This window comes from Streptomyces sp. NPDC005266 (genome assembly GCF_040607655.1).
Taxonomy (GTDB): Bacteria; Actinomycetota; Actinomycetes; order Streptomycetales; family Streptomycetaceae; genus Streptomyces.
Map to the genome: position 1 here is coordinate 86,790 of NZ_JBEXHC010000006.1, position 25,963 is coordinate 112,752.

Consider the following 25,963-nt stretch of genomic DNA (forward strand, 5'->3'; position numbering starts at 1 on the left):
TCATGTCATTTCCCCTGCTGACGGTCACGGCCGCGGTGCCCGCGCTCGGCGCGGTCGCCACCGCCGCCGTACCCGCCGCCAAGCGCGCCGCCGCCAAGTGGGTGGCGCTGGGCTTCTCCCTGGCCACGCTCGTCCTCGCGGCGGTCGTGCTGGTCCGCTTCGACCCGGGCGGCGGCCGCTTCCAGCTCACCGAATCCCATGCCTGGATCAAGGACTTCGGGGTCCGCTACGAACTGGGCGTGGACGGTATCGCGGTCGCGCTGATCGCGCTGACCGCCGTCCTCATCCCCTTCATCATCCTGGCCGGATGGCATGACGCCGACCCACTGGAGAGCGCGCGGCCCAACCGCCGCTGGCGGCCCACCCAGGGCTTCTTCGCGCTGATCCTGCTGGTCGAGGCGATGGTGGTGATCTCCTTCGAGGCCACCGACGTCTTCCTCTTCTACATCTTCTTCGAAGCCATGCTCATCCCGATGTACTTCCTCATCGGCGGCTTCGGCGACCGGGCCGGAGAGCGGTCCGAGGAGGAGACGGCCACTCAGCGCACGTACGCGGCGGTGAAGTTCCTGCTCTACAACCTGGCGGGCGGGCTGATCATGCTGGCCGCGGTGGTCGGCCTCTACGCGGTCACCGCCGACGACCTGGGCACCGGCACCTTCTCGCTGCAGCAGATCGTCCAGGCGCGGGCGAGCGGCCATCTCGACATGGCCACCTCCACCGAGCGGCTGCTGTTCCTCGGCTTCTTCTTCGCCTTCGCGGTGAAGGCGCCGCTGTGGCCGCTGCACACCTGGCTGCCCAACGCGATGGGGGAGGCGACCGCCCCCGTCGCCGTGCTGATCACCGCGGTCGTCGACAAGGTCGGCACCTTCGCGATGCTCCGCTTCTGCCTCCAGCTCTTCCCCGAGGCCAGCACCTGGGCGACCCCGACGATTCTGGTCCTCGCGCTGATCAGCATCATCTACGGCGCGTTGCTGGCGATCGGCCAGCGGGACATCAAGCGGCTGATCGCGTACGCCTCGATCTCCCACTTCGGCTTCATCATCCTCGGCATCTTCGCCATGACCACACAGGGGCAGAGCGGCGCCACCCTCTACATGGTCAACCACGGGATCTCCACCGCCGCGCTGATGCTGGTGGCCGGGTTCCTGATCACCCGGCGCGGCTCGCGGCTCATCGCCGACTACGGCGGGGTGCAGAAGGTCGCCCCGGTGCTCGCGGGCACCTTCCTGATCGGTGGTCTGGCCACCCTCTCGCTGCCCGGCCTGGCGCCGTTCATCAGCGAATTCCTGGTCCTGGTCGGCACGTTCAGCCGCTACCCGGCGATCGGCGTGATCGCGACCACCGGCATCGTGCTCGCGGCGCTGTATGTGCTGATCCTCTACCAGCGCACCATGACCGGGCCGGTCAAGGCCGAGGTGCGGTCCATGCCCGACCTCCGGGTGCGTGAGCTGCTCGTCGTCGCCCCGCTCATCGCGTTGCTGCTCTTCCTCGGCGTCTACCCGAAGCCGCTGGCCGACATCGTCAACCCGGCGGTCGACCACACGCTGTCCGTGGTGGACAAGAAGGATCCCAAGCCCGATCACCCCGTCACCGAAGCGGGCTGGGCCGGGTTCACCCCGATCCACGACGGTCCCTCCGGAGGTGCCAAGTGACCCATGCGGCCACTGTCCACAGCCTGTGGACAACAGCGGCGGCGGCGCCGGACAAGATCCCGGCGCCCGATATCGAATACGGCCAGCTGTCGCCCACGCTGATCGTGCTCGGTGCCGCGATCGTCGGTGTCCTCATCGAGGCGTTCCTGCCGCGCCGCCAGCGCTATGTGGCGCAGCTGTTCGTCTCCGTCGTCGCCCTGGCCGCGTCCTTCGCCGCCGTCATCGGCCTCGCGGCCGGCCACTACGGCACCAGCAAGGCCCATGTCGCGGCCATGGGCGCCATCGCGATCGACGGCCCCGCGCTTTTTCTGCAGGGCACCATCCTCCTGGTGGCGCTCGTCGCCGTCTTCACCTTCGCCGAGCGGCGGCTCGACCCGGTGGTTCACGGCAACCGCGTCGACTCCTTCGCCGCACAGGCCGCCGCCGTGCCGGGCGGCGAGGCCGAAAAGGCCGCCGTCAAGGCCGGGTTCACCACCACCGAGGTCTTCCCGCTGGTCCTCTTCGCGGTCGGCGGCATGCTCGTCTTCCCCGCCGCGAATGATCTGCTGACCCTGTTCGTGGCCCTCGAGGTCTTCTCGCTCCCGCTGTATGTGCTGTGCGCCCTCGCCCGACGCCACCGCATGCTCTCGCAGGAAGCCGCCGTCAAGTACTTCCTGCTCGGCGCCTTCTCGTCGGCGTTCCTGCTCTTCGGCATCGCCCTGCTGTACGGGTACGCCGGCACCGTCGCCTACGCCGGGATCGCGGACGTCGTCGACGGCCAGGTCCGGAACGTCACCCCGGCGCTCGCCGGGACCATGGGCAATGACGCGCTGCTGCTCATCGGCGGGGCGATGGTGCTGATGGGGCTGCTGTTCAAGATCGGCGCCGTGCCGTTCCACATGTGGACCCCGGACGTCTACCAGGGCGCCCCGACCCCAGTCACCGGCTTCATGGCCGCCGCCACCAAGGTCGCAGCCTTCGGCGCGCTGCTGCGGCTGCTGTACGTCGTTCTGCCGGGGCTCCGCTGGGACTGGCGCCCCGTGATGTGGGGCGTCGCCATCGTCACCATGCTGGGCGGCGCGATCGTCGCCGTCACCCAGACCGATGTGAAGCGGCTGCTGGCGTACTCGTCGATCGCTCACGCGGGCTTCATCCTCGCCGGTGTCATCGCCACCACGCCCGACGGCATCTCCTCCGTCCTCTTCTACCTCGCCGCCTACTCCTTCGTGACCCTCGGCGCCTTCGCGGTCGTCACCCTGGTCCGCGACGCGGGCGGCGAGGCCACCCACCTGTCCAAGTGGGCCGGGCTCGGCCGCCGGTCGCCCTTGGTGGCCGCCGTGTTCGCGGTCTTCCTGCTCGCCTTCGCCGGCATCCCGCTGACCAGCGGCTTCGCCGGGAAGTTCGCCGTCTTCAAGGCGGCGGCCGACGGCGGGGCGGGCGCGCTGGTGGTCATCGGTGTGATCTCCTCGGCGATCGCGGCCTTCTTCTACATCCGGGTGATCGTGCTGATGTTCTTCAGCGAACCCCGCACGGACGGCCCGTCGGTCGCCGTCCCGAGCGCGCTGACCTCGTCGGCCATCGCGATCGGGGTAGCAGTCACGCTGGTGCTCGGTGTCGCGCCGCAGTACTTCCTCGATCTGGCGAGTCAGGCCGGGGTCTTCGTGCGGTAGCGCACGGCGCGCCGCCGATCGCCGACCGTCGCGACGCAGCCGCCCGGCATCCATGGGATGCCGGGCGGCTGCGTCGTCCCCGGAGGCTCATTGCCTCTCAGGGGGCCGACTCCACGACGCCGGGCTCTACGAACGCTCGGGCGCGTGCCTCACGCAGTTTCTGGCGCAGGCACTGCTCGGCGCCACCCTCTCCTCAGACACCCCCGGTGCCGGCACCGCCTGTCGGAACATCAGTCCTCCCCCTGAAACATGATGTAGCAGCACCCACAGTTTAGGGACCACCCCCGACAGCCACGGGCCAGCCGAGACCCCACGTAGCAGAGCTGTGACCAACCCCTAAGCCGCGTGAGCAGCGCCAGGGCGGCCCTCTTTGTCGGTGACGACGACAGCCGCCCGGTGGCTCGACTCGCGCGCATGGCGTCCCTAGCCGTGCCCGACCGCCATGGCCGCGTAGGCGCGTACATCGGCGTCCGGATCGGTGAGCACCGTCGTGAGCGCGTCGCGCGCGGCGGGGTCGCGCTCCGCGTGCGGCGACAGCGACAACACCGCCGCCTTACGGACATCGGCGTGTGGATCGGCAAGGGCCTCCGCCAGCGCCGGGACGCCGAGCCCCGGTTCGGCGGCGGTCAGCGCGGTCGCCGCGCCCTTGCGGACCTGCCACGCGGGGTCGCCCAGCGCGGCCACCGCCTCGGAGTCGAGCGGCGGCGGGCAGCCGGCGGAGGCCAGCGCCTCCAGGGCGGCGGCCCGTACGAGCGTGTCCGGGTCCCGCAGCAGCGGACCCAACAGGTCACGGGCTCGGACGGCGTGGTCGTCGGCAGCCGTGCGCGTGAGCGCGGCGGTCGCGGTGGAACCGTCGGCGGCGGCAGCGCGAGTCGGCGTGCTCGACGCGGTCAGGGCCGCCAGCGTGGCCAGTGCGCCCGCCGTGGCCACGCGGACCTCGCGGGAAGGGTCGGCGGTCGCGGGGGTGAGGGCGTCGAGCGCGTCCACCGAGACCAGCGCCCGTACGGCCTGGATACGGACCTCGATGACGGAGTCCGCGAGCGCCCGGGAGAACAGCCCGGCGTCGCCGAGGCGCAGCGCCCGCAGCACGTCCAGCGCCGCCGCGCGCACTCCCGAGTCGGCCACCTCCAGGGCGCGGACCAGCGGCTCGCGCAGGGCGGGCTCCGGCGGAACCACCTCGACCAGCTCCCGCAGAGAGGCGGCGGCCCCGGCGCGAACCTCGCCGTCCGGGTCGGCGAGGGCTTCGGCGAGCGCCGGGCCCGTCCCCGGCGGCGCGGTCTCGGTCAGGGCGGCGACGGCGGCGTGCCGCACGGCCGGATCGGAGTCCGTCAGGTAGGGGCGGAGGTCGGCGAGTCCGGGCTGCTCCTCGGCGAGGGCGAGAAGTTCGAGGATGCGCGGAGAGGCGGCGGCGGACGCCCCGGCCCCCTCGTCGCGGGCGACGGCGGTCGCGCCCGACCCGCGCGGCGCAGCCTCGCGCGGTCCCGCCGTGGCGACGTGCTCCGGGTGCACCTCGCCCAGGTGGCGCGGCTCCCCGCCCACCGGCGTGTACTCCTCGATCGGCACGAGGTACGGGTCGACCGGGCGGGCCGTGAACTCCATCGCTCCCGAAGCCGACTTGCGCAGATCCAGATGGTGCAGCCATGTCTCGTTGTCGCGCCGCGGATGGTCCGTCCGCTCGTGGTAGAGCCCCCATCGGCTTTCGGTACGGGCGAGCGAGGAGCGCGCGGCCATCTCGGCGCAGTCGCGGATGAAGGTCACCTCGGCGCAGCGCATCAGCTCATGCGGGGTACGGGCGCCCATCCCGGCGATGTCGTCGCGCATCCGCTCGAACGCCTCGATGGCGAGGGACAGCCGGGCGCCGCTCTTCGGCGGGGCGACATAGTCGTTCACCAGGCGCCGCAGCTTGTATTCGACCTGCGGCTGCGGCGGGCCTTCGGGGTGGCGCAGCGGCTCGTAGATCAGGTCGTGCGCGGCGGCCAGCTGATCGCGCGGCAGCTCGCCCTCGTACGCCCGGTGCCGCGCCGCGTCCGCGCCCGCCAGATCGCCGAAGACAAAGGCCCCGATCATGTAGTTGTGCGGTACGCAGGCCAGGTCGCCTGCGGCGTACAGCCCGGGGACCGTGGTGCGGGCGTGCTCGTCGACCCGTACGCCGGAGGCCGAATGGCCGCCGCACAGCCCGATCTCGGAGATGTGCATCTCCACGTCATGGGTGCGGTAGTCATGTCCGCGCCCCGCGTGGAACGCGGCGCGGGTGGGCCGCTCGGTGGTGTGCAGGATGGACTCCAGAGCGGCCACGGACTCCTCCGGCAGATGGCTGAGCTTGAGATAGACCGGGCCGCGCTCGCTCGCCACCTCCGCCGCGAATTCGGCCATCATCTGCCCCGACCAGTAGTCGGAGTCGACGAATCGCTCGCCGTGCCGGTTGACCTGGTAGCCGCCGAAGGGGTTGGCGACATAGGCGCAGGCCGGGCCGTTGTAGTCCTTGATCAGCGGATTGATCTGGAAGCATTCGATGCCGGTCAGCTCGGCGCCCGCGTGGTACGCCATGGCGTAGCCGTCGCCCGCGTTGGTCGGGTTCTCGTACGTGCCGTAGAGGTAGCCGCTGGCGGGCAGGCCGAGCCGGCCGCAGGCGCCGGTGGCGAGGATCACGGCCCCGGCCCGTACGGCGACGAACTGCCCGCTGCGGGTGTGGAATCCGGCGGCGCCGACGGCCCGGCCGCCGGCGGTGAGCACGCGGACCGGCATGACGCGGTTCTCGATGCGGATCCGCTCCCGCATCTCGCGCCGCCGCAGCTGCCGGTAGAGGACCTTCTTGACGTCCTTGCCCTCGGGCATCGGCAGGACGTACGAGCCGGAGCGGTGCACCTGGCGGACCGCGTACTGGCCGTGCTCGTCCTTCTCGAACTTCACCCCGTACCGCTCCAGGCGCCTGACCATGTCGAAGCCGCGGGTGGCGGTCTGACGGACGGTGCGCTGGTCGACGATGCCGTCGTTGGCGCGGGTGATCTCGGCGACGTAGTCGTCGGGCTCGGCCCGGCCGGGGACGACCGCGTTGTTGACGCCGTCCATGCCCATGGCGAGCGCACCGGAGTGGCGGACATGCGCCTTTTCGAGGAGGAGCACGGAGGCCCCGCGCTCGGCGGCGGTGAGCGCCGCCATGGTGCCGGCTGTGCCGCCGCCGATGACGAGGACGTCGCAGGACAGCTCCTCGCCCGCGTCGAGCGCGGGGATATCCAAAGTTTCCATCGTGCGGCCTTTCATGTCCCGAGCGATTCGAGGATCCGGCGGCGCAGTGCGACGGTCTCGGCGGCGTCGTGCGCGGCGCGCTCGCGCGGCTGCGGTACGGCCAGCACCCGGCTGCCGCCCGCCGCGCCGCTCAGCAGCGCCACCCGGTCGCCGAGGAACAGCGCCTCGTCCACGTCATGGGTGACGAAGACGACGGTGGCGCGCGTGCCGCGCAACACCTCGACCAGCAGCCGCTGCATCCCGGCGCGGGTCTGCGCGTCGAGTGCGCCGAACGGTTCGTCCATAAGGACGGCACGGGGCGCGCCGGCCAGCGCGCGGGCGAGTTGCGCCCGCTGCCGCTGGCCGCCCGAGACGCGGTGCGGGAGGTGCCGGGCGTGCTCGGCGAGCCCGACCCGTTCCAGCCACGCCTCGGCCCGTGCGCGGCGCACCGTGCGCGGTATGCCCTTTATGGCGAGCGGGAGTTCGACATTGGCGCGGAGCGTGCGCCAGGGGAGCAGCGCGTCCTCCTGGAAGATCAGCGCGCGGTCGGCCTCGGGCCGGGTGATCGGCGCGCCGTCCTGGGTGACCCGTCCGCCGAGGGCCGGCAGAAGCCCGGCCAGCGTGCGCAGGAGGGTCGACTTGCCGCAGCCGGACGGGCCGACGACCGTGAGGAGCTCACCGGGGGCGACGTCCAGGTCCAGGCCGTGCAGGACGGGCGCTCCCGCGCGGCCGAGGGTGGCGTCCTCCAGCCGGAGGCGTACGCCCGGCGGGGCTTCGGCCGTCCGCGGGGTGGGGGTGGCGGTGACGTCGGGCGTGATCACGGGGTGCCCTCCTCCTTGCGCGGGGGCGTCGGCCGGCCCGTGATCTCCGTACGGGGCAGCCAGCGGGTCAGGCGCCGTCCGGCCAGCTCGACCGCCGTGGAGGTGAGCCAGCCGAGCAGGCCGATCGTGGTCATGCCGACGAAGACGCCCGGGTAGTCGACGATCGTGTAGTCCTGCCAGGTGCGGTAGCCGACCCCATACGCTCCGGAGATCATCTCGGCGGAGATCACACAGATCCAGGAGACGCCGATGCCGACGGAGAGCCCGCCGAGAACGCCGGGTGCGCTGCCCGGCAGGACGACGGACGCCAGGACGCGCCACCGGCTGCCGCCCATGGTCAGTACCGCCTCCTCCCAGACGGGGGCGAGCGCGCGGACCGCGTGCCGGGTGCTGACCAGGATCGGGAAGAAGGCGGCGGTGCAGGTGATGAAGACAATGCCCTGCTCATTGCTGGGGAACATCAGGATCGCCACGGGGACGAGGGCGATGGCGGGGATGGGGCGCAGGACTTCGAGGACGGGGCTCAGCAGGTCGGACACCAGGCGCGAGCGGGCGATCGCGGTGCCGGTCGCCACGCCCAGGACGGCGGCGAGCGCGAAGCCGGTGAGGATGCGGGTGAGGGAGTCGGTCAGATCCTGCCAGTAGGCGTCGGTGGTGAGGCGGCCCGCGAACTCCCGGGCGATGTCGGTCGCGGTGGGGAACTGCGCGAAGCGCAGCCAGAGGTCGATGTCGAGGCCGGTGAGCAGCTGCCAGAGCCCGAGGGCGGCCAGCAGCGACCCGGTGCGCAGGGCGTAGCGGGCCCAGGGGCGGCCTGGCGGCCGCGTCGTGGGGGATGCGGCGGCCGGGGCGGGGCGGGCCCGTACGGGCGTGGTGGGCGCGCTCATCGGGTGGCCGCCAGCGCCGTCGGGTAGCTGATGGTGCGGGCGCCAGGGTGCGCGGCGATCCAGGTACGGGCGTTCTCCGGCGTGACGAAGGCGCGCAGGTCGTCGCCGTCCTTGACCCATACCGCCCGGTCGGCGAACCAGCGGGTGCCGGTGGTTGCGTCGGGCACATAGGCGGCCCGGATCCGTCCGCGGTGGCTGTCGGCGAAGCGCAGCAGCGCGGCGGGGTCCTTGAAGGTGCGTATCCGGTTCTCGCCCTTGAGCCAGAGCTGATTCGGTGAGGCGGGGGGCGTGGCACGCAGCGCCTTGGCATAGGCGTCCGCGCTTCCGTACGCCCGTTTCAGATAGCGATCGTCGACAAAGGACGTCACATCGACCGGGCCGACCAGTTTGGCCGCGCGCAGCACCGGGACGTCCTTCTTGAGCGCGGCGGTCAGGCGCGGCTTGAGGGTCGGATCGAAGGTCGCGATGCCGCCCGTGCCGTTGTAGAGATAGACCACCTCGGGCGGAAGTCCGGTCGCCGTGGCGACCTTACGGGCGGCGTCGAGCGGGTGGGCGCGCAGATAGCGGGTGGCGTCGACCTGGGCGGCGAGGAACGCCTGGACAACGCCGGGGCGCTGCTTGGCGAACGCCTCGCGTGTGGTGACGCCGTGGAAGGTGGGGAGGTTCAGCCGGGCGCCGTCGTACAGCGCCTTGGCCTTGCCCTGGAAGGCGAGCAGCCCCGGCCAGGCCACGAACTGCGAGAGGGCGTCCGCGCTGCCCGCCTGAAGAGCCGAAGCGCCCACGGCGGGCTGCTGGTTGAGCTGGTGAATACCGCGTTGCGGATCGATGCCGACGCGCTGCAGAGCGCGGGTGAGGGTACCGTCGGCGGCCGAGCCCACGCTGGTGGAGACCTTCTTGCCGCGCAGGTCGGACAGGGTGCGGAGCTTGGAGCCGGGCGCGGTGAGGACCGTATTGAGGCCGCCGCGCAGGTTGTAGCCGGTGACGGAGACGAGGCGGGTCGGCGCGTTCAGCTGCGTGCCGCGACCCGCGTTGAGCAGGAGGGGGAAGTCGCCCATCGAGCCGATGTCGACCTTTCCGGCGACCATCTGTGCCGTGATGGGCGCCCCGGTGGCGTAGTCCTGCCACTTCACCTTGTACGTATGGCCGTCGCGGCGGCCGAGGGCGCGCAGTTCGCGTTCGAAGGAGCCCAGTGAGCGCAGCAGGGTGCCCGCGGTCACGGTGTTGATGGTCTTGGACTGGTAGCCGATGGTGACGGTCACCGTTTTGCCGCCGGCCTCCGCGTCGCCGCCACAGCCGGTCAGGGACAGCAGCAGGGCGCCGGCGGCGAGGGCTGCGGAGAGGGTCGTGCGATGCATCGGGACGCCTTTCACCTCAGGAGATAGGGCATGTTGACCGTGACCGCGCCCGTGGGACAGCGGGCGGCGCACGGGCCGCAGTACCAGCACTCGTCGACGTGCATATAGGCCTTGCCGCTGTCCGCGTTGATCGCCAGGGAGTCCAGGGGACACATGTCGACGCACAGGGTGCAGCCGTCGATGCACTTCGACTCGTCGATCGTCACGGGCACGTCGGCACGCTGGGGCGCGAGAGGCATGGCTGTCTCCAGGAAGGGCGAACGGGCGGAAGGGGGGGCTGAGGGCGGAGGGGACGGGGTCAGGCGGCGCGACGCAGCCGGCCGCTCATGGTGATCCGGTCGCCGCGGAACCGGATGAACTCCAGGTCGACCGGGCGTCCGTCATCGAGGTGGGTGAGGCGTTCCAGCATCAGGACGGCCGCACCGCGCGGCGCCTGGAGTACGGCGGCCGAGTGGGCGTCGGCGTTGACGGCCTCGAGGGTGATCTCGGCGGTGCCCAGATCCTGTCCGGTGATCTTTTCGATCAGCCGGAAGACATCGGTGTTCTCCAGGTCGGCGCCGAGGAGTTCGGCGCCGATGTCCATCGGGACGTAGGTGAGGTCGAGGGAGAGCGGGAGGCCGTCGAGCCGGCGCAGCCGCTCGACGTAGAGGACATCGGTGTGGGCGGGGACGCGCAGCCGGTCGGCGACGCACGAGGGGGCGGGGACGGGGCCGACGGTACGTACCTCATTGGTGACCGGGCCGTGTTCGTGCAGGGTCTCGGCCAGGCCCATCAGCCGGTCCAGGGCGTGCGGATACTTCTCCGCCACGACGACCGTGCCCACCCCGGGCACCCGCTCCACCAGCCGCTCGGCGCGCAGCAGACCGAGCGCCAGGCGCACGGTGTTGCGGGAGGCGCCGTAGTCCGCGCCGAGCGCGTCCTCCAGCGGCAGGACGCCCCTGGGGAAGCCGCCGGTCAGAATCTGGTGGCGGAGCAGATCGGCGAGTTGGCGTGCCCGGTCGGCGCGCAGCCGGCGACGGCGCGCGGCGGCGACCGGCGGGGCGTGCTCGCGGGGGCGTTCGCGGGGGCGTTCGGCTGGCATCGGCCGGGCTCCGGGGTGGTGGGCGGCGGGTCGTGTCCGGACCCTACCGACGCGATCGGCACGACGGTGTTGCCAGAGTGTTGCGCCACTTGACGGGGGCTCCGGTGCCGCGCCGACCTGCGGTTTCGTCCTGGAAGCGACAAGATCTGCCACTGCGCGGAGGGCCGTGTGGGGTGCCGTGCGGGGCGCCGCGCGACGAGCCCCCCGGCGGATTCGCCAGGGGGCTCGGGGGAGCGGATTCGCCGGGGGGCTCGGGGGAGCGGGGCGGGGCGGCTGGGCGCCCCGGGTTCAGCTGGAGGGGACGGCGGACGGCAGATCGGTGGGGATGTCGGAGGGGAGACCGGACGGGAACGACGTGGGAACCCCGGACGGGACGTCGCCGGGCGAGGCGGTCCGGGTGAAGGTGTCGTTCTCCGAGAGGGCGTCCCAGTCGACCGTGAGGGTCTTGCCGTCGGCGCTCGGGGTCACCTTGCCCATGGTGCGGTCCGTATTGCCGTCGGCGCACTTGAGCATCAGCATCTTCTGGCCGCTGTCGGTGTACTCACCGGTGCAGGTGTGCTTGCCCGCGACCAGGCCGGCCTTCGCGCCGCTGATGGACAGGATGATCGCTTCACCGCCGGTCTTCGCCACATAGGCGCCCGTCAGCTTCCCGTCAGCGTCCCCCTCCGCCGGGGCGCTCGGCTGGGAGGCGGACGGGCTGTCCTTGGACGTGTCCTTCTTGCTGTCGTCGCTGTCGCTGCCGCATGCGGTCAGCAGCAGGGCGGCGGCGGCCACCGTCCCGGCGATGCTCACTGCCTTCTTCACGCGCTTCTCCTCAGAGTCATAGGGCAGGAGCACGACAAATTAGCAGTCGCTCAGGGCGTCGCCGGAACAACGTGGCCCGTCACGTCGCCCAGAGCGATGCGGGCCCCGTCGGGGCCGGGCGCCCAGGCCGTGAGGGTCACTTCGTCGCCGTCCTCCAGGAAGGTCCGGGCGGCCGAGTCGGAGAGCGGCACGGGGTCGCGGCCGCCCCAGGTGAGCTCGAGAAGACAGCCGCGCTCGGCCGGGTCCGGGCCGCTGACCGTGCCGGAGGCGAAGAGGTCGCCGGTGCGCAGCGAGGCGCCGTTCACCGTCATGTGCGCGAGCTGCTGGGCCGCGGTCCAGTACATGGCGGAGAAGGGCGGACGGGAGATCGTGTGGCCGTTGACGGCGACCTCGATGCGCAGATCGAGTCCCCCGGGCTCGGCGGCCGAGTCGTCCAGGTAGGGCAGGAGCGGGACATCGCGGGCGGGAGGGCTGGTACGGGCCGGGGCCAGGGCCTCCAGCGGGGTGATCCACGCGGCGACGGAGGTGGCGAAGGACTTGCCGAGGAACGGGCCGAGCGGGCGGTACTCCCAGCTCTGGACGTCGCGCGCGGACCAGTCGTTGAGCAGGCAGACGCCGAAGACGTGGTCATGGAACCCGGAGAGCGGCACCGGTGTATTCAAAGGGGAAGGGGCACCGACGACGAAGGCCACCTCCGCTTCGAAGTCGAGGCGCAGGGAGGGGCCGAAGACGGGAGCGAGGGAGGCAGCGTGGTTCGAGGCAGCGTGGGCCGGGGAAGTGCGGGGCGCGGAAGGCAGATGCTGGCCGTGGGGGCGGACGACGGGTGTGCCGGAGACGATGACGGTGCCGGCCCGGCCGTGGTAGCCGATCGGCATGTGCTTCCAGTTGGGGGTGAGCGCGTCGCCGTCCGGGCGGAAGATCTTGCCGACATTGGAGGCGTGGTGCTCGCTCGCGTAGAAGTCGACGTAGTCCGCCACCTCGATCGGAAGGTGGAGGGCGAGGGTGTTGAGGGGGTGCATCAGGGGCTCGATGGTCGGCCGGTGCGCCGGATCGGTCAGCCAGTCGCGCAGTTCTGCGCGTACGGCCTGCCAGACCGGGCGGCCCGCGGCCATCAGCGGATTGAGCGAGGAGGCTCCCAGCAGTTCGGCGTGCGGAGAGGCGGTGGCGGCCGCGGCGGCTCCCGCGTCCAGCACCTGATTCCCGTAGCGCACGCCGATTTTCCGCAGATGAGGAGCCTGGGGTGTGGTGAAGACGCCATAGGGGAGGTTGTCCGGACCGAAGGGATCGCCCTCGGGCAGGTCGAGCGGGGATTGCTGCGGCATCGGGGCTGCCTCGCCTTCTCCTCGTCACCGTGGTGGCCAGCCCACACCCTACGGCGCGCGGGGCGGGAGACAGGGGGGTGTCCGCTGCTGCCTAAAGAGATGGCAATGTCCGGATAATCCTTGCTGGAAGCGGCAATTCCGAAGTAGCGTCCTTCATCGGGTCACGCACAGTGGGGGGGCCACTGCGCTGCGGTGACCGAGGGGGACTCGTGGCGAGCAGTGCCGTGCCGTTCGCGGTGGACCGTTCCGTGCCCGGCCTGATCGTGAAGATCGGCGACTACCCGCTGCACCACGGCGGTGTCGGCGCGATCCGGTCCCTCGGCCGTCTCGGTGTCCCTATGTACGCGGTCACCGAGGACCGTTGCACCCCGGCCGCGCGCTCACGCTATCTGACCAGGGCCTTCGTCTGGCCGACCACCGGCAGGGAGCGGCCGGAACGGCTGGTGGAGGGGCTGCTGCGGATAGGGCGGGCGATCGGCCGGCCAGCGATGCTGCTGCCCACGGACGAGGAGGCGGCGGTGCTGATCGCCGAGCACGCGGAGGTGCTCGCCGGGGATGGCCGCTTTCTCTTCCCGCGGGTGGAACCCGAGTTGCCCCGGCGGCTGGCGAGCAAGCAGGGGCTGCACGAGCTGTGCGTCAAGCATGGGGTGCCCACGCCCGAGGGCGCGTTCCCCGATTCGTACGCCGATGTCAAGGCGTTCGCGGCGAGTGCGCGGTTTCCGGTGGTCGCCAAGAACCGGGAGGCGTTCGAGCGGAGGAAGAAGCCCGCGGTGAGCGGGACCACCCGGATCGCGGGCCCGCGCGAGCTGATGGAGCTCGCACGGGACTGGGGGCCGCGGCCCGGAGTGATCCTGCAGGAGTATCTGCCGCGCGAGGACGCCGAGGACTGGATCGTGCACGCGTACGTCGACGCCGGGTCCACGCCGCTGGCGATGTTCACCGGAGTCAAGGTGCGGTCCTGGCCGCCGCACGCGGGCATGACGGCGTGCGCCTATGTGGTGGACAACGGCGAGCTGGCCCGGATGGCGGCACAGTTCATCAAGCGGATCGGCTTCAGCGGCATCGTGGATCTGGACTGGCGCTACGACCGGCGCGACGGACGGTACAAGCTGCTGGACTTCAACCCGCGGGTGGGCGCGCAATTCAGGCTCTTCGAGAACGCGGCGGGGATCGATGTCGTACGGGCCCAGCACCTCGATCTGACGGGGCGCCCGGTCCCCGAGGCGGAGCAGCGGCGTGACCGGCGGTTCCTCGTCGAGAACATCGATCTGCCCGCGCTGCTCGCCTACCGGCGCAGCGGATACACCGCGCCGCACGCGCCCGCACGGGCGAGCGGGACCGAGCTGGCATGGGCCGCCCGCGACGACATGCGGCCGTTCTTCACCATGCTGGCGCGCTCCGTGCGGCCCGGCGCGGCGCATCTGTACCAGCTGTGGCGCGCCACCAGGAAGTGAAGCCTTGGGGAGGGGATACATGAACGACCCGGTAGCAGTCATCGGGGCAGGACCGTACGGCCTGTCGACCGCCGCCCATCTGCGAGCCCGCGGCCTGCCGGTCCGCGTTTTCGGGGAGCCGATGGTGAGCTGGCGCGAGCAGATGCCCGCGGGCATGCTGCTCAAGTCCACGCCCGTGGCGTCGAATATCGACGCACCGCAGCCTGGGCACACCCTGCTCGACTACTGCCATGCGGTGGGCGGCAAGCGCTATGAGTCCGACTGGGACATCGTGCCGGTCGAGACCTTCTCGGCATACGGTCTGTGGTTCCAGGAGCGGCTGGTGCCGGATCTGGAGCGGGTGCGCGTGGTGGCGGTCGACCGGCGGGGCGGCCGCTTCGAGCTGAAGCTGGACTCGGGGGAGCAGTTCACCGCGCGCGCCGTCGTCGTCGCCAGCGGGCTGGGCGGGCTGGCCCATCTGCCCCGGGAGATCGCCGCCGCCGTACCGGATGGACCGTCCGCTGCGGGACCGGTCTCGCACAGTTCGCAACACCATGACCTCGGGCGGTTCACGGGGCGTCAGGTCGCGGTGGTCGGGGCCGGGCAGTCGGCGCTGGAGAGCGCGGTGCTGCTGGCCGAGGCGGGCGCCGCCTCGGTGCGGGTGGTGGCCCGGGGCCCGCGCGCGGTGGCCTTCGGCGCCCCGCCGGACCGGCAGCCGAGGCTGCGGCCCGAATCGCCCTTCGGCCGTGCCTGGTCGCTGTACGCGCTGTCGTACCACGCCGTGGGCTTCCGCCGGCTGCCCGCGTCGGCCCGGGAGTATCTGGTCCGCAGGGTGCTGGGGCCGAAGGGCGCATGGTGGCTGCGGGACCGGTTCGCCGGGCGGGTGCAGGTCACCCAGGGGCAGCACATCTCCCGGGTCACCGTGGCGGATGACGGACGGCCGGTGGTGCTGTCGCTGCGCGGCGCGGGCGGCCGGACCAGCGAGCTGGCCGCCGACCATGTGATCGCCGCCACGGGATACCGGATGAGCGTGTCCGCGCTGGACTTCATCGGGCCCGAGCTGCGCTCCGAGGTGGTCACCAGCGCCGGCGGCCCCTGGCTGGACGCCGGATACCGCTCCTCGGTGCCGGGCCTCTACTTCACCGGGCTGCCCGCGGCGGCGAGCTTCGGTCCGCTGATGCGGTTCGTCTGCGGCACGGAGTATGCGTCGCCGCGGCTGGCGAGGGCGTTGGCCGCCGCCCACGGCTGAGCGACGGCGACCCGGCCCCGGCCGGCCACCGAGGGTGGCCGGCCGGGGCCGCGGCGAGCCCGGGGGCGCGCCGCTGTCGAGGGGAGAGCGGGCGCAGGCCGCGAGGAACGAGTGGCCGAACACGGTCGACCGTCGACGGGGGCACCTCCAGCGGTAGCTGGGGAGGCTTCAGCGCCCCGGAGGCGAACCGAGCCCCGTGAAAAAGAATGCTCTGCTGCGATCGCGGTACCGCGATGGGAAGCCGGTCGGTTCGGGAGAGAGCGGTGAGAGGCGCACAAGGCGGGAAGGCGCCCACAGTGATCGAGACCCGACCGGATACGCTGCCTGTTGGTGGAGGCAGCGACACATCGACATTCCGCGTGAGCGTTAGGCAGAGACAGGAGCACCCCGTGAGCGTCATCGCGCCCTTTGGGCTGAGCGTGCGGGACCAGACTCTGGAAGCCGACACCCAAGCAGGGCTGACGGCTGTCGAAGAGGGGCTGTTGGAGGCCACCAAGAGCGAGGTGCCCTTCATCACCGAGGCCGCCCAGCATCTGGTGCGGGCCGGCGGGAAGCGTTTCAGGCCCCTGCTGGTGCTGCTCGCCGCGCAGTTCGGCGACCCGTACGCGCCCGGTGTGGTGCCCTCGGCCGTCGTCGTCGAGCTGACGCATCTGGCGACGCTGTACCACGACGATGTGATGGACGAGGCGGACGTGCGGCGCGGGGTGCCCAGCGCCAACGCCAGCTGGGGCAACTCGGTGGCGGTGCTCACCGGCGACTTCCTGTTCGCCCGTGCCTCGCACATCCTGGCCGATTTGGGGCCGGAGGCGGTGCGGATCCAGGCTGAGGCGTTCGAACGGCTGGTGACCGGCCAGATTCTGGAGACGGCCGGCCCCCGCGACGGCCGTGACCCGGTCGAGCACTATCTGGATGTGCTGGCCGGCAAGACGGGCTCGCTGATCGCCGTCTCCGGACGGTTCGGCGCGATGATGTCCGGCGCCGACGAGTCCATCGTCAACATCCTCACCCAGTACGGCGAGCGGCTGGGCATGGCCTTCCAGCTGGCCGACGATGTGCTGGACATCGCCAGCGACAGCCATGAGTCGGGCAAGACGCCGGGCACCGATCTGCGCGAGGGCGTCGCCACGCTGCCCGTGCTGTATCTGCGGGCGCAGGCGGAGTCGTCCGGCTCGGCCGAGGACCGGGAGCTGTGCGAGCTGCTCGACGGGGACCTCACCGATGACGCGCGCCATGCGGAGGTGCTGCGGCGGCTGCGCGCCCATCCGGCGCTGGAGCTGGCCCGCCGGGACACGGTCCGTTATGCGGCGGACGCCCGTTCGATGCTGGCGCCGCTGCCGGAGGGCCCGGCGAAGGCGGCCCTTGAGGGGCTCTGCGACGCGGTGGTCCACCGGGCGGGCTGACGGCGGTGCCGGTGCCCCCGATTGGCCGGGGCCCATCAAGGGTGTCGCCTTCTGGGTTCCCCTCAGTGGGTGACCCCCTAAGGGTGTCGCCTTCTGGGGGAGTACGGCATCCACCGTCCGGCGTGCGGACGTCATCCCCGAGCATTACGCGTAGTTGATCCTGCGGGCTGACGCGCCGCGGCGGTCGATTTGGTGGGATGAAAAGACCACCACATGGCGGGATCGGGCGACAATGGCCCGAGAGGTGGACGAGTGCAGGCTGACAACCGCCGCCGACGACGGAGGTAGAGCAACATGGCACGGATCCGACCGACACAGGTCGCCGACGACGGCTTTTGGGACGACGAACGCCCCACAGGACGGAAAAAAGTCGCCCGATACGCCGCACCGGTCGCGGTGGCGGGGATCGCGGCGGCGACGATAGGGCTCGTCCCGGCGCTCGCCAGCACCGGCGACCCGGACCTGCCGAAGATTTCGGCGGAAGAGCTCATCGGCAAGATGGCCGCGTCGGACACCCAGCAGCTGTCCGGTTCGGTGAAGATCACCACAGATCTGGGCATCCCCTCGCTCCCGGGCGGCGGCTCGCTCGCCGACCTGGGCGGTGCGCAGGGCGGCGACGGCGGGGCGTCCGCCTCGCCCGACGCCCGGCTGATGGAGCTCGCGTCCGGCTCCCACACCCTGCGGGTGGCCGCCGACGGGCCGGAGCGGCAGCGGGTCTCGATCATCGAGAACGCCGCCGAGTACAGCCTGATCCACAAGGGTGACGAGACCTGGGCGTACGACAGCTCCAGCAACGCCGTCTACCACGCCACCGCCCCCAAGGGCGCCAAGGACAAGGGCGACCACCGGCAGGACATGCCCAAGGACCTGCGGGACGCCACTCCGCAGCAGGTCGCCAAGAAGGTGCTCGCCTCCGTGGACGACTCCACTGACGTGGCGGTCGACGGGACGGCGCGGGTCGCCGGGCGGGACGCCTACCAGCTGCTGATCAAGCCCAAGCAGGAGAGCGACTCCACGATCGGCGCGATCCGTATCGCGGTGGACGCGGACAACGGCGTACCGCTGAAGTTCACGCTCACCCCGAAGAGCGGCGGCAAGGCTGCCGTCGATGTGGCCTTCACCAAGGTCGACTTCGGCAAGCCCAAGGCGAGCACGTTCGACTTCACCCCGCCCAAGGGCGCCAAGGTGACGGAGGAGGGTGCCCGCGACCACGGTGCCAAGGAGAAGAAGGGCAGCAAGGAGGCCCAGGACGCCCTCGCCGGGCTGAATGTGATCGGCGAGGACTGGGACTCGGTGGTCCGGCTGGACTCCCCCGGTGGCGAAGCGCCCGCGACGCGCGGCGACGGCGGCCCGGGTTCGGCTTCCGGGCTCCTCGACGGGCTGGGCAAGAAGGTCAAGGGCGACTTCGGCTCCGGCACCGTGGTCAGCACCCGGCTGGTGAACGCGCTGCTCACCGACGACGGCAAGGTCTTCGTCGGCGCGGTGGACAAGGACGCCCTGGTCAAGGCGGCCAACGCGGCCAAGTGAGCCATACGGCCGGCTGAGCCGACACAGACGACACAACGAAGGGGAGCCCGTGGAGGAGCGGTCCGCCGAGGACACCGCGGTCGAGACCCGTGGGCTCACCAAGCGCTACCGGGGCGGTCAGCTCGCCGTCGACGGGCTCGATCTGACGGTGCCGCGCGGCAGTGTCTTCGGCTTCCTCGGGCCCAACGGCTCGGGGAAGACGACGACCATCCGCATGCTCATGGGCCTGATCGAGCCGACGTCGGGAGGGGCCCGGCTGCTCGGCGAGCCGATGCCGCGCGCCGCCCGGAGCGTGCTGCCGAGGGTGGGGGCCCTGATCGAGGGCCCCGCCCTCTACCCCTTTCTGACCGGCCGGGACAATCTGCTGCGTTACGACGCGGCCGATCCCACCGCCGATCCACGCACCCGCGCCGCGCGCGTGGCGGGCGCCCTGGACCGGGTCGGGCTGGCGGCCGCCGCCGGGAAGAAGGCCCGCGCGTACTCGCTCGGCATGAAGCAGCGTCTCGGTCTGGCCGCCGCGCTGCTCCAGCCGCGTGAGCTGCTGGTCCTCGACGAGCCCACCAACGGCCTGGACCCGCAGGGCATGCGCGAGATCCGCACCCTGGTGCGCGAGCTCGCCGAGGAGGGCACCACCGTCTTCCTCTCCTCGCACCTCCTCGACGAGATCGAGCAGGTCTGCAGCCATGCGGCCGTCATGGCCCAGGGCCGTTTGATCGCCCAGGGCACGGTCGCCGAGCTGGCGGCGGCCGGCCGCGGCAGGCTGTCCGTCACCACCCCGGATCCGGCCGAGGCCGTCCGCGTCCTCAAGGAGCACGGGGTGACGGACCTGGTGGTGCTGGACGACCGGGTCTCCGGGGAGCTCCCCCTGCCCGGCCTCGGCACCGGCACCGGTCTTGGCACCGGCACTGGCACCGGCACTGGCACCGGCACTGGCACTGGCCTTGGCACCGGCACTGGTCTCGGCACCGGCACCGGCACTGGCCTTGGCACCGGCACTGGTCTCGGCACCGGCACTGGTCTCGGCACCGGCACTGGTCTCGGCACCGGCACCGGGCTCGGCACCGGCACCGGCACTGGCCTTGGCACCGGCACCGGGCTCGGCACCGGCACCGGCACCGGCTTCGGTGAGGCGCCGCTCGATCTGGCGGACCTCAATGCCGCCCTCGTACGCGCCGGGGTGCGGGTGCGGGCCTTCGGGGCCGAGCGTGCCTCGCTGGAGGACGCCTTTGTCACGCTGACCGGGGAGGGGTTCGATGTCGCGGGCTGATGTGGCGGTGGAGGCGGGCGCCGCGCGGCGGAGCCCGAGTCCGCTGTGGAGCCTGGCGCTCTTCCGCTCCGAGCTGACCACCACCGTCCGCCGCTGGCGCACCCTGGCCCTGCTCGGGGTGCTGGCGGCGGTCCCGGTCCTGATCGGCGTCGCGGTGAAGATCGAGACGAGCGACGGCGGCGGCTTCGGGGAGGGGCATGGGGGAGACGGTCGGGGCCCCGCCTTCTTCGCCGAGATCACCAACAACGGCCTCTTCCTCGTCTTCGCCTCACTGGCGGCGACGCTGCCCGTCTTTCTGCCCATGGCGATCAGCGTGATCGCCGGGGACTCGCTGGCCGGCGAGGCGAGCTCCGGGACGCTGCGCTATCTGCTGGTCGCCCCCGCCGGGCGCACCCGGCTGCTGCTGGCCAAGTACGCCACCGGCCTGGCGTTCTGCCTGCTCGCGACCCTGGTCGTGGCCGTCTCGGGGCTCATCACCGGGGGGCTGCTCTTTCCGCTCGGCGACATCACGCTGATTTCGGGAACCACGGTCCCGTTCGGCGACGGTCTGGTACGGGCGCTCGGCGTGGCGGCGGTCGTGGCGCTCTCGCTGGTGGGGATCGCGACGGTGGGGGTGTTCATCTCCACGCTCACCAACAGCGGTATCGCGGCCATGGCGACGACGGTCGGGCTGGTGGTCACCGCGCAGATCCTCGACACCATTCCGCAGCTGCACGCGATCCAGCCGTATCTCTTCCCGCACTACTGGCTCAGCTTCGCCGATCTGCTCCGGGACCCGGTCTACTGGGACGAGCTGATCAAGAACATGGGGTTGCAGGGGCTGTACGCGGCCGTGTTCGGCTCGGCGGCCTGGGCGAGGTTCAGCACGAAGGACATCACCGCCTGAGCCGGACACGGCCGGTGGCGCGGGATCAGCCGGCCGCGCTCAGGGTCCAGACGGCGTAGCCGATGGCATCGCTGTTGCGGTCCAGCGCGGTGTCGTCGATGTTGCTCGACGTGTCGCACGAGCGGTGGTTGCAGGGGCTGTACGCGGCCGTGTTCGGCTCGGCGGCCTGGGCGAGGTTCAGCACGAAGGACATCACCGCCTGAGCCGGACACGGCCGGTGGCGCGGGATCAGCCGGCCGCGCTCAGGGTCCAGACGGCGTAGCCGATGGCATCGCTGTTGCGGTCCAGCGCGGTGTCGTCGATGTTGCTCGCCGTGTCGCACGAGCGGTGGTAGCAGCGGTCGAACGCCTGACCGGAGGTGCCGCCCCACTTCTGTGCCTGCGCGGCGGTCTTGGTGTAGTCGGCCCCGCTGAACAGACCGCCCACCGGGACGCCCGCGTTCTTGAACGGCGCGTGGTCGGAGCGGCCGTCGCCCTCCGTCTCGATCTCGGTGGGGACGTTCTTGGTGGCGAAGAAGTCCTTGAACACCTTTTCGATCCGCGTGTCGTCGTCATAGACGAAGTAGCCCGGGTTGGGCGAGCCGATCATGTCGAAGTTCAGATACGAGTCGATCTTCGACCGGTCGGCGGACGGCAGCTTGTTGACGTAGTACCGGGAGCCGACCATCCCCAGCTCCTCGGCGCCCCACCAGCCGAACCGCAGATGCTTCGCGGGCTTCAGCCCCTGGCGGGCGACGGTGAGCGCGGTCTCCAGTATCGCGGCGGACCCCGAGCCGTTGTCGTTGATACCGGGGCCGGCGCTGACGGAGTCGAGGTGGGCGCCGGAGAAGACGACGTCGTTGTTGTCGCCGCCGGGCCAGTCGGCGATGAGGTTGTAGCCGGTGGCGCCGCCGGAGGTGAACTGCTGCACGGTGGTGGTGAACCCGGCGGCGTCCAGCTTGCCCTTGATGTAGTCGAGCGACGCCTTGTAGCCGGGACGGCCATGGGCGCGGTTGCCGCTGTTGGCGGTGGCGATGGACTGCAGCTGGTTCAGGTGGGCCTTGACGCCCGCCAGCGGGATGTCCGGCGCGGCGAGGGCGGTCGCGGAAGGGGCGGTCGAGGCGGCCGGGGCGGGGGTTGCGGCCGGGGTCGAGGGGGCGGCGGCCACCAAGGCCGCGATCACCGTGCCGGTGGCCGTGGCGGTGGTGGCCCGGCGTATCCAGGATCTGTGGGGGGTGGGGTGCCGATGAGCGCGTGACGACATGTGGGGGGCTCCGATTCACGCTATGTGATGTACATGGCAGAGCTCTGTGTCGCCGATGTTCCGGTGGTGGCTGACTTTGCGTCAAGGGCGGAAACCGGACATCACCCGCCGGATATCGACCCTCGGCGCGGTTCCGGCAGGGCATCGGGCAGGGCGTCAGGCAGGGCATCGGGCAGCGCATCGGGCAGGACATCCGGGACGGCCTCGGGTGCGTCCACGTTGACCGACATCAGCGCCGCCCGCGAGGCGGCGTCGGTCAGCTCCCGGCGCGCCCGGTGCGCGGTGCGCAGCGCGTCCCAGGTGAGCAGCGCGAGGGCGAGCCAGACGAGGGCGAAGCCCGCCCACCGTTCGGGTGGCATCGACTCGTGGAAGACGGCGAGCCCCAGCACGAACTGGAAGGTGGGCGCGATGTACTGCAGCATCCCGATCGTCGACAGCGGCAGCCGCACCGCCGATGCCCCGAAGCAGATCAGCGGTAGCGCGGTGACCAGCCCACAGCTCGCGAGCAGCACCGAGTGCGCCGGCCCCTCGCTGCCGAACGTGCTGTCGCCGCGCGCTGCGAGACAGACCAGAAAGCCGAGGGCGGGCAGGAACTGCACGGCGGTCTCGGCGGCCAGTGACTCCAGCCCGTCCAGCCCGATCCGCTTCTTGGCCAGTCCGTATGTGGCGAAGGAGAAGGCGAGGGTGAGCGCGATCCAGGGCAGCTTGCCGTAGCCGACGGACAGGACGCCCACCGCCACCGCCCCGACGCCGACCGCCGTCCACTGCGCGGGCCGCAGCCGCTCTCGCAGCAGCAGGACGCCAAAGGCGATGCTGACCAGCGGATTGATGAAGTATCCGAGGGCGGTCTCGACGACGTGCCCGCTGTTGACACCCCAGATGTACAGGCCCCAGTTGACGGAGATGACGGTCGCGGCGAGCGCGATCGTCCCCAGCCGCTTCGGCTGCCGCAGCAGCGGCCGTATCCAGGCCCAGCGCCGCAGGACGAGCAGGACGAGCACGACCGCGACCAGCGACCACACCATCCGGTGGGCGAGGATCTCCATCGCCCCCGCCGGCTCCAGCAGCGGCCAGAAGAGCGGAACGAGGCCCCACATGGCGTAGGCCGCGAAACCATAGACGAGGCCGACACGATCCTGTTGCTGCTGCGGACTCATGGGCCCCTCCCCGAACGGCGCGACGGCCCGGACGGGGCCGTTCCGACGGTAACGCGGACGAGCCCGGCTGTCATTCCCATATCGCTGGACGGTCATGACAGGCGGGCCCGGCGTGCGGTCGGCCGCGGCGGGCCGTGGGTCAGTCCCTTCAGGGCGGCCGTGACGGAGTCGGCGATGGGTGTGGTCGGGCGGCCGACGAGCCGGGACAGATTGCCGGGGGTGGCGGCCGGCAGACCGCGCTCGACCGCGGCGTCGAGCTCGGCCGCGAGGCGGCGCGCCGGGTGTGGGCGCCGGCGTCCTGGGCGGAGGAGGTGGCCCCGGAGGTGCTGGCGGCGGGCGAGGCGTACGACTCGGCAAGGCCCGGTACGTAGGCGCTTCCTAGCCGCTACGAACCGGACCTGCGGTGTGGTGGGTAGGGGAGTGGGGTCAGGACAGCTGCTCGGTCGCGCCGTCCGGATGGATGAGGAGGCGGATCGCCCCGCCGTAGCGGTCGTCCGTGATCAGCGCGGGGGTCGGAGCGCCCAGCCGCTGCGCGCGCTCCTGGAGGATCGAGATGACGACCTCCTGGATGTCTCCGTAGGGCGGTGCGGTGATCGGCACTCCGTCGACCAGCGCGGCGTTCGGGGAGAACACCCGTACCTGGGCGTCCCCGTGGGAAGCGGACGCCCCGCGATATGCGGACTCACTCATGATCGGCCTGTCTGTCCATTACCGGGTGCGCCTTATGCGCTCTCGGGGAGTTCACCGGGGGCGGCAGCGGGGGCGGGCTCCTTGGCCCGTATATACGTGCCGCGGGAGAGCCGGGTGAGGCGGCCCGACTTGACCATGGCGGAGAGGACGTTGCTCACGGCCTTGCCCGAGTCCCGGTGCGGTCCGGGCGCGGCCGGCGAAAGGGCCGCGACCTCGTTCATCACATCGCGTCCGGTGAACGGCTCGGCCATCGTGGCGACCACCAGCTCCACGGCGGCGCGGATGGACAGCGGCGACTGCCTGGAGACCGTGTCCGGGGCCACCGGTGACCGCTCGCCCGGCACGGGAGAAGCAGCCGGGCCGGGGTCACCGCAGGCCGGAAGCTGGTCCTCCAGGGCCCGGCGCGCCGCCCGGATCGCATTGAGGTCCACGTCGTCCGGGCGGCTGCCGGGGACGGCGGAGAGCATGTCAAGAACAGTCTCGATGTTCAGCAGCGCGTCGACGAGCGCACGCAGCAGCGGCGCCAGAAACGCCTGCCGCAGTGCCGCCACCGGGTTGCGCATCGCCAGCTCGACGGAGACCGAACCGGCCAGCGGGCTGACGGCGGGCGTCTCCTCGCCCGGGACCGGCCCCCCTTCCCCGGCGGCGGTGGTGAGCAGCTCGATGACGCCGCGCGCCCGCCGGATGCTCTGGAGCGCCTCGGGCGTCATCCCGCTGCCCGGCACGGTGGTCAGCATGACGGCGAGCAGTTCGGCGCCCGCGAGCGCCTGCGCGGCGGTCCGCACCAGCGGCCACAGCACGGCCCTTCGTACGGCCAGTGCCGGGTCGTCGAGGGAGAAGCTGATTCTTTCCTCCGGCTCGTCCGCCATGGACCGTGATTCTCCGTTCACGCGTCGAATCTTCAAGGGCAACAACTCCGCCGGGCGACGGAATGCGTTTTCCCTGGGGCTTTTCTTCGCGGTGGCCGAGCCGATGCTCACCGACATCCCCCGCTCGGCGGCGAGGTGTTCCTGCAGGGCGTCGAATGCGTCGAGAATCGCATCCAGGTCCGGGGCGCCCGGCCCCGTACGGTCGTCCTCGGGCGGGGAGTCCATCCGCTCCCGTACCCGCGCCAGCCGGCGGGCGACGGTGCTGCGGCTGAGGCCCAGCCGCAGCGCCATCTCGCGCTGGCTCGCGTCGGGGTGCCGGTTCCGCTCCACCGTCACCTCGCTGAGCTGGGCGTGTGCGGCGCGGTCGGCCTCGACGGGGGCCAGGTCACCGGCGGCGTCGCCGATTCCCAGCCGGCGCCGGATCCAGCGGCGGTCGTCGGCGGTGGTCGCGGCGGCGTAACCGTAGGGATCGGCGTCCACCACGGCGTCCCGCAGGCATTCGGCCCACAGCGGGCAGGAGGCGCACATATCGCGTGCGGTGCGGGTCAGTTTCATGAATTCCCGCATAAGCGAACCGGTCTTCGCGCCGCCTTTGGGCGGATTCTCCAGCAGCGGGTGGTGATACAGATCCGCCCGGCGCTGGCAGGGAAGAGGAAGGTCGGTGGGCGCTGCCCTTGTGGGCGCGGAAAACGGCGTACGTATGGTTGCGAGCATGACAAATCTCCCCCGTTAAGATCTTGCGCTCGCGGGGAGTATAAGCCGGACGTACTCAGAGCGGCAACGCGCATGATGTGTAGGTGACTTGACCAGAGGGTATGCACACCCTTCACACCAACGTCAGCCATCCGCGCCGGTGCGGGCCACCAGGCGGCGGACGGCCGTTGTGGTCCTTTTCATACGCCGCCACACCGCCGTGAAGCCGCGTCCGCGCACCGCCAGCACGGCCATCAGCCCGACGAATCCGAGCGGCACGCTGACGTCCGGGACCAGCGCCCCGACGAACGCCGCGACGATCAGGACCGCGTCCGCGATGACCACCGTGACGCCCCGTCGGCCCGGGTGGTCCTTGACCATCCACGCCCCGAGCAGCGCCATCACGGCCAACGTCCAGTAGCCAAAAACCGCCTGACCCCCGATCGCCGAGCCTTGCACCCCGCGCGCGATGTCGCCCGCCGCCGCGGCGTAGCCGGTGACGGCGGCGGTGACCGGCGTCGCGAACAGCGCCAGCAGCAACTGCCCACGGCTGCGCAGCAGCCAGCACGCCAGCGCGAGCAACAGCAGCGTGCCCACACCGATCAAGGCGGCGAAGCTGGACGCGGCGATCGTGAACAGCGTGTACGCGGCGGCCACGCCGAACACCAGCCGGGGCAGCAGCCGTATGGCCACCTCGTCCGCGCTGTCCTGCCGGACGAGCCGGCGCAGCAGACCACCCAACTTCTGTGGCTTCATC

22 protein-coding genes and 1 pseudogene are annotated in these 25,963 nt (G+C 71.6%); 9 read left to right on the forward strand and 14 right to left on the reverse strand.

The window, feature by feature from the left end; translation table 11 throughout:
• Nucleotides 1-2: 2 nt before the first annotated feature.
• The gene (locus tag ABZU99_RS13920; protein WP_356048952.1) at nucleotides 3-1,652 is read left to right on the forward strand and encodes an NADH-quinone oxidoreductase subunit M; all 1,650 of its coding nucleotides are present in this window, start codon (nucleotides 3-5) and stop codon (nucleotides 1,650-1,652) included.
• Nucleotides 1,649-3,301: an NADH-quinone oxidoreductase subunit NuoN gene (nuoN, locus tag ABZU99_RS13925; protein WP_355940084.1), complete on the forward strand. Its 1,653-nt coding sequence runs from the start codon at nucleotides 1,649-1,651 to the stop codon at nucleotides 3,299-3,301. Before ABZU99_RS13920 ends, nuoN begins: the two co-directional genes overlap by 4 nt.
• A gap of 423 nt (nucleotides 3,302-3,724) precedes the next feature.
• Here the strand turns inward: nuoN and ABZU99_RS13930 are convergent, their stop codons facing one another.
• The 8 genes from ABZU99_RS13930 to fahA form a co-directional block, all read right to left on the reverse strand.
• Nucleotides 3,725-6,547 carry a fumarate reductase/succinate dehydrogenase flavoprotein subunit gene (locus tag ABZU99_RS13930; protein WP_356042897.1) on the reverse strand — a complete coding sequence of 941 codons (2,823 nt, stop codon included), beginning with the start codon at nucleotides 6,545-6,547 and terminating at the stop codon, nucleotides 3,725-3,727.
• A gap of 11 nt (nucleotides 6,548-6,558) precedes the next feature.
• Entirely contained in the window at nucleotides 6,559-7,275 is a 717-nt protein-coding gene (locus ABZU99_RS13935) for an ABC transporter ATP-binding protein (RefSeq protein WP_355940655.1), read from the reverse strand.
• A gap of 68 nt (nucleotides 7,276-7,343) precedes the next feature.
• The gene (locus ABZU99_RS13940) at nucleotides 7,344-8,231 is read right to left on the reverse strand and encodes an ABC transporter permease (RefSeq protein WP_355940090.1); all 888 of its coding nucleotides are present in this window, start codon (nucleotides 8,229-8,231) and stop codon (nucleotides 7,344-7,346) included.
• Nucleotides 8,228-9,586: an ABC transporter substrate-binding protein gene (locus ABZU99_RS13945; protein WP_356042900.1), complete on the reverse strand. Its 1,359-nt coding sequence runs from the start codon at nucleotides 9,584-9,586 to the stop codon at nucleotides 8,228-8,230. Before ABZU99_RS13945 ends, ABZU99_RS13940 begins: the two co-directional genes overlap by 4 nt.
• Before the next feature lie 11 nt (nucleotides 9,587-9,597).
• Nucleotides 9,598-9,825, reverse strand: coding sequence for a ferredoxin family protein (locus tag ABZU99_RS13950; protein ID WP_355940096.1), 228 nt, complete (start codon nucleotides 9,823-9,825; stop codon nucleotides 9,598-9,600).
• A gap of 59 nt (nucleotides 9,826-9,884) precedes the next feature.
• A complete protein-coding gene (locus ABZU99_RS13955) occupies nucleotides 9,885-10,667 on the reverse strand; it encodes a GntR family transcriptional regulator (RefSeq protein ID WP_356042903.1) in 783 nt (260 codons plus the stop codon).
• Nucleotides 10,668-10,955: 288 nt separating this feature from the next.
• The gene (locus ABZU99_RS13960; protein ID WP_355940102.1) at nucleotides 10,956-11,471 is read right to left on the reverse strand and encodes a hypothetical protein; all 516 of its coding nucleotides are present in this window, start codon (nucleotides 11,469-11,471) and stop codon (nucleotides 10,956-10,958) included.
• Between the two features lie 50 nt (nucleotides 11,472-11,521).
• Nucleotides 11,522-12,793 carry a fumarylacetoacetase gene (gene fahA, locus ABZU99_RS13965; RefSeq protein WP_356042906.1) on the reverse strand — a complete coding sequence of 424 codons (1,272 nt, stop codon included), beginning with the start codon at nucleotides 12,791-12,793 and terminating at the stop codon, nucleotides 11,522-11,524.
• Nucleotides 12,794-13,002: 209 nt separating this feature from the next.
• Between fahA and ABZU99_RS13970 the strand changes: the two genes are divergently transcribed.
• The 6 genes from ABZU99_RS13970 to ABZU99_RS13995 all read left to right on the forward strand — a co-directional run bounded on the left by ABZU99_RS13970 (nucleotide 13,003) and on the right by ABZU99_RS13995 (nucleotide 20,555).
• Entirely contained in the window at nucleotides 13,003-14,247 is a 1,245-nt protein-coding gene (locus ABZU99_RS13970; RefSeq protein ID WP_355940108.1) for an ATP-grasp domain-containing protein, read from the forward strand.
• A gap of 19 nt (nucleotides 14,248-14,266) precedes the next feature.
• A complete protein-coding gene (locus tag ABZU99_RS13975; protein ID WP_356042909.1) occupies nucleotides 14,267-15,475 on the forward strand; it encodes an FAD-dependent oxidoreductase in 1,209 nt (402 codons plus the stop codon).
• Between the two features lie 389 nt (nucleotides 15,476-15,864).
• Complete coding sequence (locus tag ABZU99_RS13980; RefSeq protein ID WP_355940114.1) at nucleotides 15,865-16,875, forward strand: polyprenyl synthetase family protein; 1,011 nt, start codon at nucleotides 15,865-15,867, stop codon at nucleotides 16,873-16,875.
• A gap of 294 nt (nucleotides 16,876-17,169) precedes the next feature.
• Nucleotides 17,170-18,402, forward strand: a complete 1,233-nt coding sequence (locus ABZU99_RS13985) for a sigma-E factor regulatory protein RseB domain-containing protein (RefSeq protein WP_356042912.1) — start codon at nucleotides 17,170-17,172, stop codon at nucleotides 18,400-18,402.
• 49 nt (nucleotides 18,403-18,451) lie between these two features.
• Nucleotides 18,452-19,669: an ABC transporter ATP-binding protein gene (locus tag ABZU99_RS13990; RefSeq protein ID WP_356042915.1), complete on the forward strand. Its 1,218-nt coding sequence runs from the start codon at nucleotides 18,452-18,454 to the stop codon at nucleotides 19,667-19,669.
• Nucleotides 19,656-20,555 carry an ABC transporter permease gene (locus ABZU99_RS13995; RefSeq protein ID WP_356042918.1) on the forward strand — a complete coding sequence of 300 codons (900 nt, stop codon included), beginning with the start codon at nucleotides 19,656-19,658 and terminating at the stop codon, nucleotides 20,553-20,555. The genes ABZU99_RS13990 and ABZU99_RS13995 overlap by 14 nt, the downstream gene beginning before the upstream one ends.
• A gap of 25 nt (nucleotides 20,556-20,580) precedes the next feature.
• Here ABZU99_RS13995 and ABZU99_RS14000 read toward each other — a convergent pair.
• The 3 genes and pseudogenes from ABZU99_RS14000 to rarD all read right to left on the reverse strand — a co-directional run.
• Nucleotides 20,581-20,700 (reverse strand): annotated as a pseudogene (locus ABZU99_RS14000) (peptidase M28); the annotation flags it as partial.
• Nucleotides 20,701-20,783: 83 nt separating this feature from the next.
• Nucleotides 20,784-21,797, reverse strand: a complete 1,014-nt coding sequence (locus tag ABZU99_RS14005) for a M28 family metallopeptidase (protein ID WP_355940126.1) — start codon at nucleotides 21,795-21,797, stop codon at nucleotides 20,784-20,786.
• Nucleotides 21,798-21,898: 101 nt separating this feature from the next.
• A complete protein-coding gene (gene rarD / locus ABZU99_RS14010; protein WP_356042921.1) occupies nucleotides 21,899-22,954 on the reverse strand; it encodes an EamA family transporter RarD in 1,056 nt (351 codons plus the stop codon).
• Between the two features lie 134 nt (nucleotides 22,955-23,088).
• Between rarD and ABZU99_RS14015 the strand changes: the two genes are divergently transcribed.
• Nucleotides 23,089-23,325 (forward strand): hypothetical protein, encoded by a 237-nt coding sequence (locus tag ABZU99_RS14015; protein WP_356042924.1) that lies wholly within the window; start codon nucleotides 23,089-23,091, stop codon nucleotides 23,323-23,325.
• Nucleotides 23,326-23,380: 55 nt separating this feature from the next.
• On the opposite strand, the gene ABZU99_RS14020 is transcribed toward ABZU99_RS14015, so the two are convergent.
• The 3 genes from ABZU99_RS14020 to ABZU99_RS14030 all read right to left on the reverse strand — a co-directional run bounded on the left by ABZU99_RS14020 (nucleotide 23,381) and on the right by ABZU99_RS14030 (nucleotide 25,962).
• A complete protein-coding gene (locus ABZU99_RS14020; RefSeq protein ID WP_355940135.1) occupies nucleotides 23,381-23,644 on the reverse strand; it encodes a hypothetical protein in 264 nt (87 codons plus the stop codon).
• Nucleotides 23,645-23,676: 32 nt separating this feature from the next.
• Nucleotides 23,677-25,068: a WhiB family transcriptional regulator gene (locus ABZU99_RS14025; RefSeq protein WP_356042927.1), complete on the reverse strand. Its 1,392-nt coding sequence runs from the start codon at nucleotides 25,066-25,068 to the stop codon at nucleotides 23,677-23,679.
• Nucleotides 25,069-25,350: 282 nt separating this feature from the next.
• Nucleotides 25,351-25,962, reverse strand: coding sequence for a hypothetical protein (locus ABZU99_RS14030; RefSeq protein WP_356042930.1), 612 nt, complete (start codon nucleotides 25,960-25,962; stop codon nucleotides 25,351-25,353).
• Between the last annotated feature and the right edge of the window lies 1 nt (nucleotide 25,963).

Bases quoted from the DNA above. Each gene is read 5' to 3' on its own strand.
- ABZU99_RS13920 (WP_356048952.1), top strand. From the start codon at position 3: ATGTCATTTCCCCTGCTGACGGTCACGGCCGCGGTGCCCGCGCTCGGC.
- ABZU99_RS13930 (WP_356042897.1), bottom strand. From the start codon at position 6,547: ATGGAAACTTTGGATATCCCCGCGCTCGACGCGGGCGAGGAGCTGTCC.
- ABZU99_RS13940 (WP_355940090.1), bottom strand. From the start codon at position 8,231: ATGAGCGCGCCCACCACGCCCGTACGGGCCCGCCCCGCCCCGGCCGCC.
- ABZU99_RS13945 (WP_356042900.1), bottom strand. From the start codon at position 9,586: ATGCATCGCACGACCCTCTCCGCAGCCCTCGCCGCCGGCGCCCTGCTG.
- ABZU99_RS13950 (WP_355940096.1), bottom strand. From the start codon at position 9,825: ATGCCTCTCGCGCCCCAGCGTGCCGACGTGCCCGTGACGATCGACGAG.
- ABZU99_RS13955 (WP_356042903.1), bottom strand. From the start codon at position 10,667: ATGCCAGCCGAACGCCCCCGCGAACGCCCCCGCGAGCACGCCCCGCCG.
- fahA (WP_356042906.1), bottom strand. From the start codon at position 12,793: ATGCCGCAGCAATCCCCGCTCGACCTGCCCGAGGGCGATCCCTTCGGT.
- ABZU99_RS13975 (WP_356042909.1), top strand. From the start codon at position 14,267: ATGAACGACCCGGTAGCAGTCATCGGGGCAGGACCGTACGGCCTGTCG.
- ABZU99_RS13985 (WP_356042912.1), top strand. From the start codon at position 17,170: ATGGCACGGATCCGACCGACACAGGTCGCCGACGACGGCTTTTGGGAC.
- ABZU99_RS13995 (WP_356042918.1), top strand. From the start codon at position 19,656: ATGTCGCGGGCTGATGTGGCGGTGGAGGCGGGCGCCGCGCGGCGGAGC.
- ABZU99_RS14005 (WP_355940126.1), bottom strand. From the start codon at position 21,797: ATGTCGTCACGCGCTCATCGGCACCCCACCCCCCACAGATCCTGGATA.
- rarD (WP_356042921.1), bottom strand. From the start codon at position 22,954: ATGAGTCCGCAGCAGCAACAGGATCGTGTCGGCCTCGTCTATGGTTTC.
- ABZU99_RS14020 (WP_355940135.1), bottom strand. From the start codon at position 23,644: ATGAGTGAGTCCGCATATCGCGGGGCGTCCGCTTCCCACGGGGACGCC.
- ABZU99_RS14025 (WP_356042927.1), bottom strand. From the start codon at position 25,068: ATGAAACTGACCCGCACCGCACGCGATATGTGCGCCTCCTGCCCGCTG.
- ABZU99_RS14030 (WP_356042930.1), bottom strand. From the start codon at position 25,962: ATGAAGCCACAGAAGTTGGGTGGTCTGCTGCGCCGGCTCGTCCGGCAG.